The organism is Aminobacter sp. MET-1, from assembly GCF_026521175.1.
In the GTDB taxonomy this organism is placed as follows: domain Bacteria; phylum Pseudomonadota; class Alphaproteobacteria; order Rhizobiales; family Rhizobiaceae; genus Aminobacter.
In genome coordinates, this window is the sequence record NZ_JAMSHL010000002.1 from 368634 (window position 1) to 387987 (window position 19354).

The window sequence follows — 19354 nt, forward strand, 5'->3', positions numbered from 1 at the left end:
TGTTCTGGGTTCCCGCACATCAACTTCGCGCCTGGCGGCTTCATTGGCCAGGCAGGTGGTCTGCCTCGAAAGGTAGATGCGGACCAGCGCGACCGTCTTGCCCGATGCAGAACATCACTGCATTGATGCTTGAAGCTGAAGCTTTTTGAAGAGGAAAACCTGGTACGCCCAAGGGGAATCGAACCCCTGTTACCGCCGTGAAAGGGCGGTGTCCTAACCGCTAGACGATGGGCGCGCTCAGGTGAGGCGGGGTATACTTAGCTTGTTCGCGATAGGCAACCCGTCTTTTGCTGCATCGCCAAATTTTTTTAGCCACGACGTCCACAGCGCCAGTTCCAGTCGCGTTCCGGGCCGACGTCGACGTGGACGGAAGTGGTGTGGCAGTACGTTCCGACGCCGCCGCGACCGGGCATGGCGCGCAGATAGGTGGCAAGTTCCCACTTGCTGACGCCGGGCACCTGGATGTCGGCTGCGGCGCAATACATGTGCTGCGAGTTCTTGGCGCCGCGGGCGCGTCGGTTGCGCTCCGGATTACGATAGCCCGATGTGACGACCATCTTCTTGCCGAAGTGCTGCTCGACCGATTTCAGGATGCGCACCAGCGACGGCTTGAGGCAGCCGACATCGACACTTTCATGCTGCTTGAGCAGACCGTTGGGAGCGAGGCGGGCCATGCCGGCGGCCGAAGCCACCTGGTAGAGCTCGGGGTCTTCGTCCTCGTGCAGATCGACGTCGCTGTCGTCGTTGAGACCCGACTTGCGCTTGATCTCGAACAGATCGGTGGTGCGCACGCCAGGCAGTGCCCATTCCGAATCGCTGCCCGACGAGCTGCCGCCGAGCGACGCGAGTTCGAGCGGCTTCGAACCGGATTTGGCCGACGCAAGCGAGATGAGCGGTTTTGATTTTTCTTCGGCCGGCTTGGCCTCGGCCGCCGGTTCCGGCGCGGCGGTCGTCGTTGCGATCACCGGCTTGGATTTCTGTTCCGCGGGCACGGGAGCAGCCTTCGCCGGCGAAGAACCGAACAGTGAGGCAAGGAAGCCCTTTTTCTTGGGCGCTTCCGGCGCGGCGGCCGGCCCGTTGGTCAGATAGAATCCGGTGTCCTGCTGGACGGGGCCCTTGGCGGGCTTGGCGTCTGCCGTCTGCTGCTCGGGTTCGGCCTTGGCTTGCTCCACGGCCGCAGCCGTCTGCGGCTGCTGCTCGGCGTCGACGATCGCCACTTCAGCCGGCGTTTCGCTGCCCGGCTTCATGATCGGTACATAACCGACCTGATCGGGGAGGGCGGTGTCGCCCTCGACACTCATGGCAAGGGCCGTTGCCGGAGTGCCGGGTTGGCCGGTGGCGGTCGCAACTTCGGCCGTTGCCGTCTGGGCGGTTGTTCCTGCGGTCAGGGCAGGATTTGCGATGTTGAGGTCGGGCTCGCCGGTGGCTGTGCACGAAACGGCGAGGAGCGAAACCAGCACAGTCAGTGCAACGCCGCATCGCCGGTCTGCGAATCGCAGTCGTCCTGACGTCAAACCGGTCCCCTCTCACGCAAATGCAGGCCAACAAACGCTTGGCAATAAAATCGAACTGCTACGCAACGACGTTTCGGAACAAGAAACGGCACCCGATCATATGGAAGTGATCCCCGACTGCGGGCTAGGCCCCAATTGAGGCGGGATCATGATTGGGCGCCATCTTTTCGCCCCCTTTGTTAAGGGCGTCAACTCACCGCGCATTACGGGGAGTTACACTCGAACCTTCACATAGCTGCCGGGTGCATCTTCTAGCACCCGTCCGCTTACGCCAGGCTTGCGTGGCTCTACGCTGGTGTTATCGGCGGCCTCGATCCAGCGATGCCAGTGCGGCCACCACGAGCCGGGCGTCTCCGTCGCGCCACTCAGCCAATGGTCGAAGTCGCCTGTCGGCTTGCCGTTCGACCAGAATTGATACTTACCGGCGGCAGGTGGATTGACCACACCAGCGATGTGGCCGGAGCCCGCGACGACATATTCGACGTCGCCGCCGAAATACTGGCATCCGAGGAAGACGGAGCGGGCAGGCGCGATGTGATCCTCGCGGGCTGCGAGGTTGTAGACCGGGATGGTGATGTCGGCGAGCGAGACGGTGCGGCCGGCAAGTTCCATCCGGCCTTGCGACAGGTTGTTCTCGAGATAGCAGTTGCGCAAATAGAAGGAGTGATTGGCCGCCGCCATGCGGGTGGAGTCGGCGTTCCAGTAAAGCAGGTCGAACGGCAGCGGTTCCTTGCCGCGCATGTAGTTGTTGACGACGTAGGGCCAGATCAGGTCGCCCGACCGCAGCATGTTGAAGGCGGTCGCCATCTTGGTGCCGTCGAGATAGCCCTTTTCCTTCATCGCGCGCTCGAGTGCGCCGATCTGTTCCTCGTCGACGAACACCTTGAGATCGCCGGCATAGGTGAAGTCGACCTGCGTGGTGAAAAAGGTGACGGTACGGATGCGATGGTCACCCTCCTGCGCCAGCAGCGCCAGGGCTGCGGCGAGCAGCGTGCCGCCGACGCAATAGCCTATCGCGTTGACTTCACGCTCGCCGGTCGCCTGCTCGACGGTATCGAGGCCGTATTGCAGGCCTTCGCGGATATAGGCCTCCCAGTCCTTGAGACCGTGGCGCTGGTCTGGGTTGATCCACGAGATGACGAAGACCGTGTGGCCTTGCTCGACCGCCCAGCGGATGAATGATTTCTGCGGGTTGAGGTCGAGGATGTAGAACTTGTTGATCCATGGCGGGCAGATCAGCAGCGGCCGCTTCAGCACCTTGTCCGTCGTTGGCGCATACTGGATGATTTCTGCGACGTCACTGCGGCCGACCACCTTGCCCGGCGTCATGGCGATGTTCTTGCCGATCTCGAAGCCGGAATAGTCGGCCTGCCGCAACTTGAGGTCGCCCTTGCCGGCGACGATGTCCTCGGCGAACATCTTCATGCCGCGCACGAGGTTTTCACCGTTGCTGGCGACCGTCTCGCGGAACAGTTCCGGATTGGTCAGGATGAAGTTCGACGGCGAGATCGCGTTCGAGACCTGCTTGACGTAGAAACCGGCCTTGTGGCGCGTGTGCTCGTCGAGGCCGTCGGCATGTTCGACCAGATCGCCGGCCCAACGCGTCGTCACCAGATAGGCCTGCTTGAGGAAGTCGAAGAAGGCGTTGCGGCCCCATTCGGGATCGAGGAAGCGCTTGTCGGTGCGCTCCGGCTTGACCGCGTCCTCGACCTGCTCGCCCGACATGCGCTGGACCGAATTGCCCCAGACTTCCATGTAACCGGCAAACAGACGTGTCTGCGCTTCCATTGCCCGTTGCGGATCGGACAGCCAGTATTCGGTCAGCTTGGAAAAGGTCTTGATCACTTCAGTGAAGGGCTCGGCGACGGTGTCGCGCATCTCGCCGCGCTCGCGCGGCTCTGCCCATGCCGCTGCTGCCTTGCCGGCCTGCTCGATCATGCGGGCCATGTTCAGCGCAAAGCGCTCAGGGTCTTTCACCAGATACTGCTCGACGGAGGAGGGGGAATCGCCGCTTGGCTTGTCCGAATCGTCTGCCTTCGCCATGGTCCTCGCAGGTCCTCCCAAAGGGCCTTTTATTGACATACTATCATGCGACGTCTTACCGGGTCCAACGCGCTCTACCGCGCCTGTCGGGGAAACTTTATGACATATAGTGTTGGTCGGCATGTTTTTTTCGGTGCCCGCATGATCGTGTGCGCGGGCATGTTGTCGCTGCCGTTCGCGGCAAGCGGGTGCACCAGCACGAATACGACGGATGCCGGACCGGCGCTGGCAGGCGGACGCGGCGCCCAGGACACCGGCACCTATCCCAATCTCAACATAGCACCCAAGGTTGCCGCCCCCCAACTGACCGACGACCAGAAGACGGCAAAGCTTGCTGAACTTGGGGCGGCAAAGCGTCGCCAGGGTGGCAAGGGCGTTGTTGCTGGTGGTGATTCGAAGGCGATGACGACGCTGGCCAGAGAGCACGGCGCTGACACGCTGAAGGCCATTCAAGGCAAGTGCGACCCTATCGACCCCGCCTGTAATTGAGTATATACCGCGCACGCAAAAGCGCCCCCGTTTACCTGAGAAGCGACATGGAAGAATTTCACAAGGTCCGCCGCCTTCCGCCCTATGTCTTCGAGCAGGTCAACCGACTGAAGGCCAGCGCCCGGTCGCGCGGCGCAGACATTATCGATCTCGGCATGGGCAATCCCGACCTGCCGACGCCCCAGAGCATCGTCGACAAGCTGTGCGAGGTCGTGCAGGACCCGCGCACCCACCGCTATTCGTCGTCGCGCGGCATTCCCGGCCTGCGCCGCGCCCAGGCCAATTATTACGCCCGCCGTTTCGGCGTGAAGCTCAACCCCGACACCCAGGTCGTCGCCACGCTCGGTTCCAAGGAAGGCTTCGCCAACATGGCGCAGGCGATCACCGCCCCCGGCGACGTGGTCCTGTGCCCCGATCCGACCTATCCGATCCATGCGTTCGGCTTCATCATGTCGGGCGGCGTCATCCGCTCGCTGCAGGCAAAGCCCGATGACGGCTTCATCCCGGCGCTCGAGCGCGGCGTTCGCCACTCGATTCCCAAGCCATTGGCGCTGATCCTGAATTATCCGTCGAACCCGACGGCGCATGTGGCGACACTCGACTTCTACAAGGACGTCGTCGCCTTCGCGAAGAAGAACGACATCATCATCCTGTCGGATCTCGCCTATTCGGAGATCTATTTCGACGGCAATCCGCCACCTTCGGTGCTGCAGGTGCCCGGCGCCATCGACGTGACGGTCGAATTCACCTCGATGTCGAAGACCTTCTCGATGCCGGGCTGGCGCATGGGCTTTGCCGTCGGCAATGAAAGGCTGATCGCCGCGCTGACGCGTGTGAAGTCTTATCTCGACTATGGCGCGTTCACGCCGATCCAGGTGGCGGCGACCGCAGCACTGAACGGCGATGGCTCCGACATCGCCGAAGTGCGCGAGGTCTATCACAAGCGCCGCGACATCATGGTGGACGCGTTCTCGCGCGCCGGCTGGGACATTCCGGCTCCGGCCGCAACCATGTTCGCCTGGGCGCCGATCCCCGAGCAGTTCAAGCATCTTGGGTCGCTCGAATTCTCGAAGCTCCTGATCGAGCACGCCGACGTGGCGGTTGCTCCCGGTGTGGGCTTTGGCGAGCACGGCGACGACTATGTCCGTCTGGCGCTCGTCGAAAACGAGCATCGCATCCGCCAGGCAGCGCGCAACATCAAGCGCTTCCTGACGACGACGGCCAAACAGCCCAACAATGTGGTTCCGCTCGCAGCCCATCGCTGAGCGCACCACGGACACTCCAGTACTACCGACCTGAAAGGCGCCGCAGACCATGGCTGAAGCATTGCGTGTTGGAATTGCCGGTCTCGGCACCGTCGGCGCTTCGGTGGCGCGCGTGCTGCGCGACAAGGCTGCCGAGCTCACCCGCCAGTGCGGCCGCGAGATCGTCGTCACCGCCGTTTCGGCCCGCGACCGTTCGCGCGACCGCGGCATCGACCTGGGTGGCGCGCAGTGGTTCGACGATCCGATCGAGCTGGCCCAGAAGGCCGACATCGATGTCTTCGTCGAGCTGATCGGTGGCGACGAGGGCGCGGCGCGTTCCTGCGTGCGCGCGGCACTCGATGCCGGCCGTCATGTCGTCACCGCCAACAAGGCGCTGCTTGCCAAGCATGGTGTGGCACTGGCCGAGGTCGCCGAGAAGAAGGGCGTGCTGCTCAACTACGAGGCGGCGGTCGCCGGCGGCATTCCGGTCATCAAGACCATGCGTGAAGCCATGGCCGGCAACACCGTGTCGCGTGTCTTCGGCATCCTCAACGGCACCTGCAACTACATCCTGACGCGTATGGAAGCCGAAGGCCTGACCTTTGAGGCCTGCCTCAAGGACGCACAGCGCCTTGGTTATGCCGAGGCCGATCCGACTTTCGACATCGAAGGCAACGACACTGCCCACAAGCTGGCGATTCTGACCAGCCTTGCCTTCGGCACCAAGATCGCGGCCGACGACATCTATCTCGAGGGCATTTCCAACATCACCCAGGCCGACATCCGCGCGGCAGGCGAGCTCGGCTATCGCATCAAGCTGCTGGGTGTCGCCCAGCGCACCGAGACCGGCATCGAGCAGCGCGTGCATCCCACGATGGTGCCGACGGCCTCCGTCATCGCCCAGGTGCATGGCGTGACCAACGCGGTTGCGATCGAGACCGACATCCTCGGCGAACTGCTGCTTTCCGGCCCCGGCGCCGGCGGCAATGCCACCGCATCGGCCGTCGTCGGCGACATCGCCGACATCGCCAAGAGCCGCCCCGGCTTCCAGCACGGTCCGGTCTTCGGCCGTCCGGCTAAGGAACTGCGCCCTTACAAGAAAGCGCAGATGCGCAGCCACGCCGGCGGCTACTTCATCCGCCTGACGGTGCATGATCGCACGGGCGTCTTTGCGGCGATCGCCAAGCGCATGGCCGACAACGACATTTCGCTGGAATCGATCGTCCAGCACGCCAACGGCGCCAATGGCTCGACGCAGAAGACGGTGATCCTGGTCACCCACGAGACCACGGAAGCTGCCGTGCGCAAGGCGGTCGACGGTGTCACCAAGGACGGCCACCTGACCGACAAGCCGCAGGTCATCCGCATCGAACGCGCCGGCTGATCGCTGGCCGGGGAGAGGGGGCGGATTGCCCCTTCCGCGCCCCGCCAAAGCGGCTACTCCTATTTAATCGATTGATATTGTTTCGCTTTCGATTATGCGGACAACAGGTCTTGCCGATGTCATAACTGTTTGACAATAAGGGCCAGCCCGCCCTGGGCGCCCCAAATTCTCGACAGCAGGACCCTGATATGGCGAAAAGCGTTGTTGCCGGCCTCGACCGGATTCTCACCATGGAACTGGTGCGCGTGACCGAGCGTGCGGCAGTGGCGGCAGCGCGGCTGCGCGGGCGCGGCGACGAAAAGGCCGCCGACCAGGTGGCGGTCGACGCCATGCGCCAGGAACTGAACCGGCTCGCCATCAACGGCACCGTGGTGATCGGCGAGGGCGAGCGCGACGAAGCACCGATGCTCTATATCGGCGAGGAAGTCGGCGCCGGCGGCCCCGAAGTCGACATCGCGCTCGACCCGCTCGAAGGCACCACCATATGCGCCAAAAACCTGCCCAACGCGCTGGCCGTCATCGCCATCGCCGAAAAGGGCAGCCTGCTGTTCGCCCCCGACGTCTATATGGACAAGATCGCGGTCGGCCCGGGCTACCCCGAGGGCGTCATCGACCTCGATGCCTCGCCGGCTGAAAACATCGCCAGCGTTGCCAAGGCCAAGGGTGTCCCGGTCCAAGAAGTCACGGCCTGCATCCTCGACCGCCCGCGTCATGCCAAGCTGATCGAGGCGGTCCGTGCGACCGGTGCCGCTATCCGCCTGATCGGCGACGGCGACGTGGCCGGTGTCATTCACACCACCGATCCCGATGAAACCGGCATCGACATCTATCTCGGCACCGGCGGTGCGCCCGAGGGCGTGCTGGCTGCGGCAGCACTTCGCTGCACCGGCGGCCAGATGCTGGGCCGCCTGCTGCTCGACAGCGCCGACAAGGTCGCCCGTGCGGCAACCATGGGCATCACCGACCCCAACAAGGTCTATCGCATCGAGGAAATGGCGCGCGGCGACGTACTGTTTGCGGCAACCGGCGTCACCGACGGCAACATGCTGGCCGGCGTCAAGTTCGGCCGCGATGCCATCACCACGCACACCATTGTACTGCGCTCGTCGTCCAAGACGGTGCGCGAGATCAAGGCACGTCACCAGGATATCGAAAAATTCTGATTACGCGCCCGCTGCGGTCGCCTATGGTCGGCCCGAACCGGGCGGACTGGGATTGAATGGCGACTGAAAAGCGGAATTTTCTCGGTGTTAGGCGTTCGGCCACCGGTGTCTCCTGGGAGCACCGGCTGACCGAACGCCAGGACATGCTGGCCCTGGCGATCGCGCAAGGGCACGGCGTGCCCGACATCGTGGCGCGCGTGCTGGCGGGCCGTGGCGTGCTGCCCGAGGATGCCGAACGGTTCCTCGACCCGACGATCCGTGACCTGTTGCCCGATCCTGCATCGCTCACCGACATGGGCAAGGCGGCCGAACGCATCGCCGACGCCGTCATCCGTGGCGAAAAGGTCGCCATCTTCGGCGACTACGACGTCGATGGCGCCTGCTCGTCGGCGCTGATGAAGCGCTTCCTGTCTCATTACGACGTGCAGTCGGAGATCTACATTCCCGACCGAATCTTCGAGGGGTATGGCCCCAATCCCGACGCGATGCGCGAGCTTATCGGTCGCGGCGCCAGCCTCATCATCACCGTCGACTGTGGCACCAACAGCGCCGCCTCTATCGACGCCGCCAACGAAGCCGGTGCGGATGTGGTCGTGCTCGACCACCATCAGGTCGGCGGGCCGCTGCCCAATGCCGTTGCCGTGGTCAATCCCAACCGCGACGACGATCTTTCGGGGCAGGGCCATCTGTGTGCTGCGGGTGTCACCTTTCTGACACTGGTTCAAACCGCCAAGGTGCTGCGCGAACGTCTGCCGGATGCGCCACGGCCGGATCTGCTCAAGCTTCTCGATCTGACCGCACTTGCTACCGTTGCCGACGTCGTGCCGCTGACTGGCGTCAACAGAGCCTTTGTCGTCAAGGGCTTGCAGGCAATGCGTCAGCAGAACAATCCGGGGCTGACCGCGCTTGCCCGGGTCGCCCGGATCGGAGAGCCGCTCAATACCTTCCACCTGTCGTTCCTGTTGGGCCCGCGCATCAATGCCGGCGGGCGCATCGGCGATGCGGCACTCGGTAGCAAGCTGCTTGCCACCGACGATCCGGTCGAGGCCGGTACAATCGCCGAGACGCTCGACCGCCTGAACCAGGAACGGCAGGCGATGGAAACCGAAATGCTGGCCGAGGCGCGCGCCGAGGCCGATGCCGAGATCGGCGCCGGACCTGGACCGGCAGTGCTGGTGACCGCCAGCCCCACTTGGCACCCCGGTATCGTTGGCTTGCTTGCCTCGCGGCTCAAGGATCATGCCCGCCGCCCCGCTTTCGCCATCGCCTTCAACGGCAACGGCGTTGGAACCGGCTCGGGTCGTTCCGTCTCCGGCTTCGACCTTGGGCGTATGGTGCGCGAGGCAGTCGATGCCGGGTTGCTGGTGAAAGGTGGCGGCCACGCCATGGCCGCTGGCATCACCGTGCAGAAGGAAAAGCTTGGCGAGCTACGCGCCTTCTTCGAGACGCGTGCTGCTGCCGATGTGTTCCGCCTGCAGGAAGAGGAGAGCCTCCTGATCGACGGCGCGCTTGCCGCCGAAGGTGCAACGCTGGCGCTTGTCGAGGCTTTGGAAAAGGCCGGGCCATACGGGCAGGGGCACATCGCCCCAACCTTTGTCTTGCCGCGCCACAAGCTTGCCGATGTCCGCGTGATTGGAACGGGCCATGTCCGCGTCGACCTGCGTTCGGAAAGCGGCGGCCGTATCCAAGGCATCGCCTTCCGCACGGCCGAGGCGCCGCTCGGCGAATTCCTGCTGAGGAACAGCGGCCGCACCGTCCATGTGGCGGGCTCGCTGTCGGTCAATCACTGGAACGGCAATCGCACCGTGCAACTGCGCGTCATCGATGCGTCGCTGGCCGGACCGTGATCGCAGGCAAATCCATTTTCTTGGTTCTGATTTTTCCCTTGATCCTCTAGTGACTAGAGGAATTACGGTCGCTGCGATCGAGAGAGGGGAGAGTCGGATGACTGCGGCAAGCATGGAGCGATATTTTGGGCAGACACCGCTGCTCGACTTCGATGCACGTTCGATCCAGTTGCTGATCGCAAGGCGCGGCTGGAATGAATTGCAGCCCTTCGACAGGATCGGCGCGGCCTACGCTTTCGTCCGCGATGAGATCGCCTTCGGCTACAATCGCGCCGACGACATCGCTGCATCGGAGGTGCTCAGCGACGGTTACGGCCAGTGCAACACCAAGGGAACATTGCTGATGGCGCTGTTGCGCGGCCTGGGCATTCCCTGCCGCCTGCACGGTTTTACTATCCACAAGGCCTTGCAGCGCGGCGTCGTGCCCGAGCTTGTCTATGGCCTGGCGCCTGAGAGCATCCTGCACAGCTGGGTGGAGGTCCTGTACGAGGGGCGCTGGATCAATCTCGAAGGCTTTATCCTCGACGCGCCGTTCCTCAAGGCCTTGCAGGAGAGGTTCGCGGGCAGCGGCGACAGGCTTTGCGGCTATGGCGCCGGCACGGACTGCCTGTCTGCGCCTCCGGTCGATTGGGCCGGCGAAAGCACCTACATCCAGAAGACGGGAATCAATGCCGATCTTGGCCTGTTCAACAGCCCAGACGAGTTCTATCGCCGGCATCGCCAGGAATTCGGCTGGCTGCGCGGGCTGCTCTATCGCCATTGTATCCGACACTGGATGAACGCCCGGGTGAGACGGGTGCGCGCAGGAATGGTCCCGAAAATACCCGCCAATGTGCAGCATGCCCACGGCAAACCGCTGGCGATCAGGACCTAGTCCAGACTTTTCGAATTAGCCGAGCACTGCCTGCAGCCTGACGATCTCTTCCATCTGCGCCTTGGTGGCTTCGTAGCCGAGGCGGATCGCCTCGTCTGCCCGATGGAAATCCGACAGGCCGATATGGCCGAGCTTTGGCTGCAGTGACAGATCGGGCGGATCGCCGGCAAGCCGGGCCCTGGAAATCCGATCCTGGATGATATTGAAGGCTTCGACCATGACGCCCGTGATGCCAAGGCGCGTCTCGCGCTCGCTGCGGTCTAAGTCCTTGCCGTTGACTTTGGCCGGGTGCTCGACGACCAGTTCGCCGGCGCTGTGCTTGATGACGGCGGCACGCCCGAAGAGGTCGTAATGCAGGTTGACGGCGACGACGAGCGGCTGCTCGTTGGCGCGGCAGACCGAAACCGGGACCGGGTTGACCAGCGCTCCGTCGACCAGCACGCGACCGTTGCAGGTGACCGGCTCGAAGACGCCGGGCAGGGCATAGGAGGCGCGCATAGCCTTGATCAGCGAGCCGCTCGACAGCCAGATCTCGTGGCCGGTACGGATTTCGGCAGCAACGCAGACGAAGGGTTTGGGCAGGTCCTCGAAGGTGAGGCCGGCCATATGCTGCTGCATGCGCGCGTCCAGCTTCATGCCGCCAAACAGGCCGTTGCCACCCAGCTGCAGGTCGAACAGGCCGAAGATGCGGCGCTTGGTCAGGCTGCGGGCGAATTCCTCGAGCTGGTCGAGCTTGCCGGCGAGATAACAGCCGCCGACCAGCGCGCCGATCGAAGTGCCGGCGATCATGTTGATGCGGATGCCAGCTTCATCGAGCGCACGCAGAACGCCAATATGGGCCCAGCCGCGTGCGGCGCCACCGCCGAGCGCCAGCGAAATGCCGGTTGGTTTGGATTTTTCAGGTTCGTTGACGCTCGTCCCGGAAGAGAAACCGTTGGCTTCCCGGAGGTTTTGACGCGCGTGAAATGACGCCCACTCGAGCATCACAATCTCCCCGCAGCGCTCCACGTCCCGGAGGGAGCGAAACGCGCTGCAACACCTTGTCCCGAACCCAGACTACATCCAGGCCGTATCGAAATCGTGAATCTTAGTGTCGCAGGGCGTCAGGCAGGTTCACTATTCTTTGCGGTAGACTGCGTCTGTATCGAACAGCGGTTCACTGCCGTCTGTGCTGAGGGTCGCAATGCCGTCCTTGAGCCCCACCGTCCGATAAAAGCATGAACGTCTGCCAGTGTGACAGGTTGCATCGTGGCCGGTAACATTTACGCGCAACCACACCGCGTCCTGGTCGCAGTCGGTGCGCAACTCGATAACCTGCTGGAAATTTCCCGAGGTTTCGCCCTTTTTCCAAAGCGAATTGCGCGAGCGCGACCAGTAGTGGGCGATGCCCGTCTCGATTGTCAGCGCCAGTGCCTCGGCGTTCATGTGGGCGACCATCAACAGCACGCCGTCGGCCGCATCGGTGACGACGGCGGTGACGAAGCCATTGGCGTCGAATCGGGGGGTGAAGGCCTCACCCTCCTCAAGAGCGCGCTTGTCGTCGGAAGCCTGGGGAAAAGTCAAAGCGGCCATCGCCGGATCCTGAAAGTTCGGGAACCGGCGAACGGATCAGATTCCGTTGCCGCCGGCTCGCACCATGGTCACGAACCGGACCTGTTCTTCGGGGCTGTCCCGGAAAACGCCGGTGAAGGTGGAGGTCAGGGTCGTCGAACCCTGCTTGCGGATGCCGCGCATCGCCATGCACATATGCTCGGCCTCGATCATGATGGCGACTCCGCGCGGATTTAGCACGTCCTGGATGACACCGGCAATCTGCGCCGTCATCGCTTCCTGGGTCTGCAGGCGATGGGCGAAGATGTCGACGACACGGGCGATCTTGGACAGCCCGACGACCTTGCCATCGGGCAGGTAGCCGACATGCGCCTTGCCGATGATGGGCACCATGTGGTGCTCGCAATGCGAATGGAATTTTATGTCGCGGACGATGACCAGGTCGTCATAGCCGGCTACTTCCTCGAAGGTGCGGCCGAGCTCTTCCGCCGGGCACATGTCGTAGCCGTTGAACATCTCACGGAATGCCTTGGTGACGCGCTTGGGTGTGTCGATCAGGCCTTCGCGTTCCGGATTATCCCCGGTCCAGCGCAGCAATGTGCGCACTGCCGCCTCGACCTCGGCCTCGCTCGGCCGGTCGGTGGCAGGCTTCTCCATATAGGCTGACTGTGGCATCAGCTTCTTGATCACGGCATCCATCTCAGGCGTCTCCAGTAGTCCCTGTCGATGCAGGGACGAGTTGAACGGACACAGCCACTTCAGGGACCACCGTAATAGTGCCGTACCCAAAGCTGCGTATTCTGTCCGATCCCGATGCTTCCTCTGTGCCTTGTCGGGACGCGAACCTCACCATTATATATGGGTGAAGACGACGATTGAAAGATGTGACAGCGACATGAGATGGTCGCAACATGCACTCAGAGTGAAAAAAGTTGATCGACGACATCTATAACTCGAAAATCCTTGCCTTTGCCGGGAATATCGGGCGGCTCGGCCGGCTCGAAAATCCCGATGCATCGGCGACGGCTCATTCCAAGCTGTGCGGATCGACCGTCACCATCGATCTCCAGATGAAGGACGGTGTCGTCACCGACTTCGCCCATGTCGTGAAGGCATGCGCGCTCGGTCAGGCATCGTCGTCGATCATGGCCCAGCACGTGGTGGGCTCGACTGCCGAGGAATTGCGCGCCGTGCGCGAGACCATGCTGCGCATGCTCAAGGAGAACGGCGCGCCGCCTGAGGGCCGTTTCGAAGACCTGAAATATCTCGAGCCGGTGCGCGACTACAAGGCGCGCCACACCTCGACCATGCTGACCTTCGACGCGGTGGTCGACGCCATCGGCCAGATCGAGCGCAAGAAGGCAGAGGCTGCCGCCTAGCGCTAGAACGTCAGCAGGTAGCGTCGGCTTTCGACGAATTCGGTCCTGATCCAGTCGGCAAAAGCTTCTGCCGGCTCCGAAAGCTTGCGCAAGTTCTTCGCCACCAGCCAGTAGGCGCCGCACACGACATTGGTCTCGAACGGCTTGATCAGCGCCCCCGAGGCCAGTTCGTCACGCACCAGCAAAAGGTCGCCAAGTGCCACGCCGTGGCCGAGCAGCGCCGCCTGCTTGGACAGCGACGCGTCCGCGAGCAGCGGGCCACGATCAGGTGCCAGCTCCTCGGCCACACCAGCGGCTTCGAACCATCGCGCCCATCCGCTGCGGTTTTCTTCGTGCAGCAGCGTGTAGCGTGCGAGTTGCGCCGGATGGTCGAGCACCGGGCCTGATGCAAGCAGCGCGGGCGACAACATCGGTGAGTCGATGACTGGGGCCAGCTTTTCGGCCTCGCTGCGCGGCCAGGAGGTCGCTTGCGCGCCGAAGCGCAGCGCAAGTTCCGCTTGCCCGCTGCGGAAGTCGATCAGGCGCGGATCGACGTCGAGCGAGACATCGATGTCCGGCCGCAATTCACGAAAGCGGTTCAGCCTCGGCACCAGCCAGCTTGCCGCGAGAGAAGGTTCGGCGCTGACTGTGACGACCGACTGCGCCGGCCGCGCCACGAGTTCGTCCAGGCGCTGGTCGATGTCGTCGAAACTCTTCACCAACTGCCGCAACAGTTTCTGGCCAGCGTCCGTCAGTTCCACGCGCCGATGGTGGCGCACGAACAGCGGTTGCCGGAGAAAGCTCTCAAGCTCGCGGATCTGCCGGCTCACGGCAGCTTGGGTAACGAACAGCTCTTCCGCCGCGCGGCTGAAGCTCAGGTGCCGTCCGGCAGCCTCGAAGCTCCGCAGGGCGGTCAACGGCAGGCGACCGCGTTTCATACGCATAACCTCAGGTTATCCAAATAGGACGTTATACTCGTTTGAAGCGACCGGCTAGGGGAGGTCTAATCTTGCCAGAAAAGGAGGCAAGACCATGCCGACGCTCATTACCGCCTATGCGGATGTGTTCCGCATCGCCACGTTCCAGGCTGGCCATTCCGTTCGTGCGGCAGGGCGCTGCAGCGCCGATCGGCGACAAGTAGAGATCCCGCAGCGTCGATGCCCCCACCGACCGGCGAAATTTAGCTGGCTTGCGTGACACGGCGCCGCAGCCGCGCGGTACTATGCGCTGAACATTGCGTCTGCATGTCGAAATTGACATCTATTGCCGATGAACACTCAGAGGCGCCCAGGGCGATGAGCCACGGCCATGACCATAGTCACGGCAAACCGGTCGGGCGCGGCCGCAACTGGTCCGGGCCCTGGCGCAAGACGCCCGGCCGTGTGCTCGGCACGTCGCTGGTCCGTTTCTATCAGCTGACCTTGTCCGGCTTTGTCGGCAATGCCTGCCGGCACATGCCGACCTGTTCGGAGTACGCCCATGAGGCGATCGCACGGCATGGCCTGTGGGCCGGCGGCTGGATGGGGCTGTTTCGTGTTTTGCGCTGCGGTCCCTGGGGGACACACGGCATCGACCGCGTGCCCGAGCAGCTTGCCGGCCGCTATCGCTGGTTCACGCCGTGGCGCTACTGGCGGATCGGGCACAATCCGCCGCAGACCTGAAGCCGCCTCGTTAACGGGAATTGCACGCGGTTTACGATTTGCTCAGGGTAAACAGGTCCTGTCCAAATCTGGTCATATTCGAGACAACTGGCTCTCATAGGCCTTGTCGGCCAACCGATAGAGGATGCCACGCCAGTGCCCGGCCAAAAAAGTCTCTTTTCGATCCTTGCAATTGCCATGCTTGCCACTGGGACCTTGGCGGCACCGCAGGCCCATGCGGCAGATGCCGCCCTGAAGTCGGTGCTGGAGTGCACCCTGATCGTCGACGCCGGTAGTGGCGCCACGTTTCGCCGTGACGGCAACTGCGACCAGCAGGTCAGCCCAGCCTCGACCTTCAAGATCCCGCTGGCGCTGATGGGTTACGACTCCGGAATTCTCAAGGACGAAAAAACGCCGCTTTGGGACTACAAGCCGGAATTCAATGCCGTACAGCGCGACCGCCACGCCGTTGACCCAACTGCCTGGGAGAAGGATTCGGTCGTGTGGTTCTCGCAAGAGATTACCCGCAAGCTCGGCAATGAGCGCTTTGCCGCCTATATCGGCCGCTTTGGCTATGGCAACGGCGACATTGCTGGCAATCCGGGCAAGCGCGATGGGCTTACCCATTCCTGGCTGAGCTCGTCGCTGCAGATCTCGCCCAAGGAACAGGTCTATTTCGTCCGCCGCATCCTCGACCACAGCCTGCCCGTATCCGCCAAGGCTTTCGAGATGACCGACGCCGTCATTCCGGCGTTTGATGCCGGCGACTGGAAGGTCAAGGGCAAGACCGGCACCGGCTGGATGACCGGCAAGTCGGGCAAGGTCGACCGCAACAGGCCCTTTGGCTGGTTCGTTGGCTGGGCCGAGAAAGGCGACCAGCGCATCGTCTTTGCCAGGCTCTTCGTCAACGACGGCAAGAGCCCGGTGCTCCTCGGACCAAAGGTGCGCGCCGACTTCCTTGCCGACCTGCCCAGGCTGATGAAGCCGGCCAACTAGGCTCTGAACGTCTCACAATCGACGACAGCGGCGCGTCAAGCGCCGCTGTCTGGCTTTACGAGCCCGAAAACTCCCCCTAAAAGACCGCTCGTGCCGGACGCATCCGGTGATTAACCACCCGCGTTCGTTTGCGGGACTGGATAGGAGAAGAACCTTGCTGAATTCCGTTTCCCTGACATTTCCCGATGGTTCCGTCCGCGAGTACGACGCGGCGATGACCGGTGCTGGCCTGGCTGAGTCGATCTCGAAGTCGCTGGCCAAGAAGGCCGTGGCCTACGCGATCGACGGCACGCTGCGCGATCTCTCCGACCCGCTCGGCAAGTCCGGTAAGGTCGAGATTGTCACCCGCGACGACCCGCGCGCGCTCGAGCTCATCCGCCACGACACCGCCCACGTACTGGCGGAAGCCGTGCAGGAGCTTTGGCCGGGAACCCAGGTCACCATCGGCCCCGTCATCGACAACGGCTTCTATTACGACTTTGCCCGTAACGAGCCCTTCACGCCGGAGGATTTTCCCGTCATCGAAAAGAAGATGCGGGAGATCATCGCGCGCAACAGGCCCTTCACCAAGGAGGTCTGGTCGCGCGACAAGGCCAAGCAGGTGTTCCGCGACAAGGGCGAGGCCTACAAGCTCGAACTGATCGACGCGATCCCCGAGGATCAGAACCTCAACATCTACGCCCAGGGCGAGTGGTTCGACCTTTGTCGTGGTCCGCACATGGCCTCGACTGGCCAGATCGGCAATGCCTTCAAGCTGATGAAGGTTGCCGGCGCCTACTGGCGCGGCGATGCCAACAATCCGATGTTGACGCGCATCTACGGTACGGCCTGGGTCGACCAGGCCCAGCTCGACCAGTATCTGCATATGCTGGAAGAGGCAGAGAAGCGCGACCATCGTAAGCTCGGCCGCGAGATGGACCTGTTCCACTTCCAGGAAGAGGGCCCCGGTGTCGTCTTCTGGCACGCCAAGGGCTGGAAGATGTTCCAGAACCTCGTCAGCTACATGCGCCGGCGGCTCGATACGCAAGGCTACCAGGAGGTCAACGCCCCACAGGTGCTCGACAAGAGCCTGTGGGAGACGTCCGGCCACTGGGGTTGGTATCGCGATGCGATGTTCAAGGTCACGGTTGCCGGCGACGACACCGACGACGACCGCGTCTTTGCGCTCAAGCCGATGAACTGCCCCGGCCACGTGCAGATCTTCAAGCATGGCTTGAAGTCGTACCGCGACCTTCCGGTGAAGCTTGCCGAATTCGGTAACGTCCACCGTTACGAGCCGTCGGGCGCGTTGCACGGATTGATGCGCGTGCGTGGCTTCACGCAGGACGATGCGCATATCTTCTGCACTGAGGAGCAGCTCGCTGCCGAGTGCCTGCGCATCAATGACCTGATCCTGACCACCTATGCCGATTTCGGCTTCGACGAGATCTCGGTGAAGCTGTCGACAAGGCCAGACAAGCGCGTCGGCTCCGACGAGGCTTGGGACCACGCCGAAGAGATCATGGGCAATGTGCTCAAGACCATCGAGGCGCAGTCCGGCGGCAAGATCAAGACTTCTATCAATCCGGGCGAGGGCGCCTTCTACGGTCCCAAGTTCGAATATGTGCTGAAGGACGCCATCGGCCGCGAATGGCAGTGCGGCACGACCCAGGTCGACTTCAACCTGCCGGAGCGGTTTGGCGCCTTCTATATCGGTTCGGATTCGGAGAAGAAGCAGCCGGTCATGATCCATCGCGCCATCTGCGGCTCGATGGAGCGCTTCCTTGGAATCCTGATCGAGAACTATTCGGGCCATTTCCCGCTGTGGTTCGCACCGCAGCAGGTGGTGGTGGCAACCATCACCTCTGATGCCGACGACTACGCCCGCGAGGTCGTGGCGAAGCTGAAGGCCGCCGGGCTTTCGGCCGAGGCCGACCTGCGCAACGAGAAGATCAACTACAAGGTCCGCGAGCATTCGCTGGCCAAGGTTCCGGTCATTCTCGTCTGCGGCAAGCGCGAGGCGGAGGAGGCGACCGTCAACGTCCGCCGTCTCGGTTCGCGCGATCAGCATTCGATGGGCCTCGACGAGGCTATCGCCTCGCTGCGCGAGGAGGCGAGGACGCCGGATCGCCGCCGCACGGAGGCGGCCTGACATTAAGATATGCCGGTGGGGATAAACCTGCCGGCGGATCAAGCTTTCATACGCCTGTCACACAGCTGAGCGATCAGCAGGTGTGACAGGCGTTCTTGATTCAAGGCCATGCTGTTTCCAGAGCTTTCCTACGCCAATCCCTCGCAGCCGCGCGTCAAGCGCTGGTTCATCCGCTCGGTTGAAGGCCTGTCGGGCCGCGACCGCTATGCCAGGCTTTACGGAATCTGGCGCGACAGCATCGTGCCGACGCGCGACCGCATCTTCGGGCGGATGCTGGAATTGATCGACGTTCGCGTCGAGCGCGACGGCGTCTGGCCACCCGCCAATCTCCCCGATGGCCCGCTGGTCATCGTCGCCAATCACCCATTTGGCATCGCCGACGGTGTGGCCGTGCTTTCGCTCGCCGAACAGCTCGACCGTCCGTTCAAGGTGCTGATCAATGCCGAATTGCTGAAGATTCCCGAGATGGCGCCGTACTCGCTGCCGGTCGACTTCAACGAAACCAAGGATGCGCTGAAGAACAACCTCGCCGTGCGCCACGAAGCGCTGCGGCTGCTGCGCGAAGGCACGACCATCGTCGTCTTTCCTGGCGGCGGCGTGGCGACAGCGCCAAAGGGGTTCGGTCGTGCCGTTGACCTGCCATGGAAGATATTTCCGGCGCGGCTGGTTCAGGAAGCGCAGGCATCGGTGGTGCCGATGCATTTCTCCGGCCAGAATGGCAGGCTTTTCCACATCGTCAGCAGCCCGATGGGGCTGCTGGAAAGCGAAAGGCGCGTGGTGCGTTTCGTCGGCGGTGTGTCGTTGGCCTTGCGGACGTCGCTGCTGATCCGTGAGTTCGCCCGCATGTCCGGCCGTTCCATCGGCGTCCGCATTGGCGACGTCATCCCCTGGCAGGACATGCACGACATTGGCGATCGCAAGGCGCTGTTGGCTTTTCTTCATGGCAAGGTGTTTGGCCTGGCGAAGCCGACCGTGCGTCGCCGGCTTGCTGCCTGAGGGCCTTCGCCTGTTGTCACGAGAGCTTTCGGGAAACCTCACGATCCAGACGGAGCTCCGACTTGGGTGCGTTCCGCTTCAAGCGGGGCGAGGTTGCGCCTCGCAGCTAATGAACTGCCTGTTC

The 19354-nt window shown here is 63.0% G+C and carries 17 protein-coding genes and 1 tRNA gene; 11 read left to right on the forward strand and 7 right to left on the reverse strand.

Annotation, left to right across the window (positions count from 1 at the left end; genetic code table 11):
- Positions 1-160 precede the first annotated feature (160 nt).
- From NDO48_RS04460 to NDO48_RS04470, 3 genes are all read right to left on the reverse strand, one after another.
- Positions 161-235: transfer RNA gene (locus NDO48_RS04460), tRNA-Glu, on the reverse strand.
- Between the two features lie 73 nt (positions 236-308).
- Positions 309-1460, reverse strand: coding sequence for a D-Ala-D-Ala carboxypeptidase family metallohydrolase (locus NDO48_RS04465; RefSeq protein ID WP_018427729.1), 1152 nt, complete (start codon positions 1458-1460; stop codon positions 309-311).
- A gap of 267 nt (positions 1461-1727) precedes the next feature.
- Complete coding sequence (locus NDO48_RS04470; RefSeq protein ID WP_267320894.1) at positions 1728-3557, reverse strand: PHA/PHB synthase family protein; 1830 nt, start codon at positions 3555-3557, stop codon at positions 1728-1730.
- Between the two features lie 141 nt (positions 3558-3698).
- Between NDO48_RS04470 and NDO48_RS04475 the strand changes: the two genes are divergently transcribed.
- The 6 genes from NDO48_RS04475 (at position 3699) to NDO48_RS04500 (ending at position 10558) form a co-directional block, all read left to right on the forward strand.
- Positions 3699-4046 (forward strand): hypothetical protein, encoded by a 348-nt coding sequence (locus NDO48_RS04475; protein ID WP_018427731.1) that lies wholly within the window; start codon positions 3699-3701, stop codon positions 4044-4046.
- 47 nt (positions 4047-4093) lie between these two features.
- Positions 4094-5311, forward strand: coding sequence for an LL-diaminopimelate aminotransferase (locus NDO48_RS04480; protein ID WP_018427732.1), 1218 nt, complete (start codon positions 4094-4096; stop codon positions 5309-5311).
- Positions 5312-5360: 49 nt separating this feature from the next.
- Positions 5361-6674, forward strand: a complete 1314-nt coding sequence (locus tag NDO48_RS04485) for a homoserine dehydrogenase (RefSeq protein WP_018427733.1) — start codon at positions 5361-5363, stop codon at positions 6672-6674.
- Positions 6675-6862: 188 nt separating this feature from the next.
- On the forward strand, positions 6863-7837 hold the full coding sequence (gene glpX / locus NDO48_RS04490; RefSeq protein ID WP_018427734.1) for a class II fructose-bisphosphatase: 975 nt from the start codon (positions 6863-6865) through the stop codon (positions 7835-7837).
- A 56-nt stretch (positions 7838-7893) separates the two neighbouring features.
- A complete protein-coding gene (recJ, locus tag NDO48_RS04495; protein ID WP_018427735.1) occupies positions 7894-9684 on the forward strand; it encodes a single-stranded-DNA-specific exonuclease RecJ in 1791 nt (596 codons plus the stop codon).
- A 97-nt stretch (positions 9685-9781) separates the two neighbouring features.
- Positions 9782-10558 carry a transglutaminase-like domain-containing protein gene (locus tag NDO48_RS04500; protein ID WP_018427736.1) on the forward strand — a complete coding sequence of 259 codons (777 nt, stop codon included), beginning with the start codon at positions 9782-9784 and terminating at the stop codon, positions 10556-10558.
- A gap of 15 nt (positions 10559-10573) precedes the next feature.
- Here the strand turns inward: NDO48_RS04500 and NDO48_RS04505 are convergent, their stop codons facing one another.
- From NDO48_RS04505 to folE, 3 genes are all read right to left on the reverse strand, one after another.
- Positions 10574-11542, reverse strand: a complete 969-nt coding sequence (locus NDO48_RS04505; protein ID WP_018427737.1) for a patatin family protein — start codon at positions 11540-11542, stop codon at positions 10574-10576.
- 132 nt (positions 11543-11674) lie between these two features.
- Positions 11675-12130: a phosphoribosyl-AMP cyclohydrolase gene (gene hisI, locus NDO48_RS04510; RefSeq protein ID WP_018427738.1), complete on the reverse strand. Its 456-nt coding sequence runs from the start codon at positions 12128-12130 to the stop codon at positions 11675-11677.
- A gap of 36 nt (positions 12131-12166) precedes the next feature.
- Positions 12167-12808, reverse strand: a complete 642-nt coding sequence (gene folE, locus NDO48_RS04515; RefSeq protein WP_018427739.1) for a GTP cyclohydrolase I FolE — start codon at positions 12806-12808, stop codon at positions 12167-12169.
- A 233-nt stretch (positions 12809-13041) separates the two neighbouring features.
- Between folE and NDO48_RS04520 the strand changes: the two genes are divergently transcribed.
- Positions 13042-13488, forward strand: a complete 447-nt coding sequence (locus NDO48_RS04520; protein WP_018427740.1) for an iron-sulfur cluster assembly scaffold protein — start codon at positions 13042-13044, stop codon at positions 13486-13488.
- Positions 13489-13490: 2 nt separating this feature from the next.
- Here the strand turns inward: NDO48_RS04520 and NDO48_RS04525 are convergent, their stop codons facing one another.
- The gene (locus NDO48_RS04525) at positions 13491-14405 is read right to left on the reverse strand and encodes a LysR substrate-binding domain-containing protein (protein WP_018427741.1); all 915 of its coding nucleotides are present in this window, start codon (positions 14403-14405) and stop codon (positions 13491-13493) included.
- Positions 14406-14762: 357 nt separating this feature from the next.
- On the opposite strand from NDO48_RS04525, the gene yidD reads away from it, so the two are divergent.
- From yidD to NDO48_RS04545, 4 genes are all read left to right on the forward strand, one after another.
- Positions 14763-15128: a membrane protein insertion efficiency factor YidD gene (gene yidD, locus NDO48_RS04530; RefSeq protein WP_018427742.1), complete on the forward strand. Its 366-nt coding sequence runs from the start codon at positions 14763-14765 to the stop codon at positions 15126-15128.
- A 177-nt stretch (positions 15129-15305) separates the two neighbouring features.
- Positions 15306-16103 carry a class D beta-lactamase gene (blaOXA, locus tag NDO48_RS04535; protein ID WP_018427743.1) on the forward strand — a complete coding sequence of 266 codons (798 nt, stop codon included), beginning with the start codon at positions 15306-15308 and terminating at the stop codon, positions 16101-16103.
- A 154-nt stretch (positions 16104-16257) separates the two neighbouring features.
- Positions 16258-18234 (forward strand): threonine--tRNA ligase, encoded by a 1977-nt coding sequence (gene thrS / locus NDO48_RS04540; RefSeq protein WP_026227147.1) that lies wholly within the window; start codon positions 16258-16260, stop codon positions 18232-18234.
- A 108-nt stretch (positions 18235-18342) separates the two neighbouring features.
- A complete protein-coding gene (locus tag NDO48_RS04545; RefSeq protein ID WP_267320895.1) occupies positions 18343-19230 on the forward strand; it encodes a lysophospholipid acyltransferase family protein in 888 nt (295 codons plus the stop codon).
- Positions 19231-19354 lie beyond the last annotated feature (124 nt).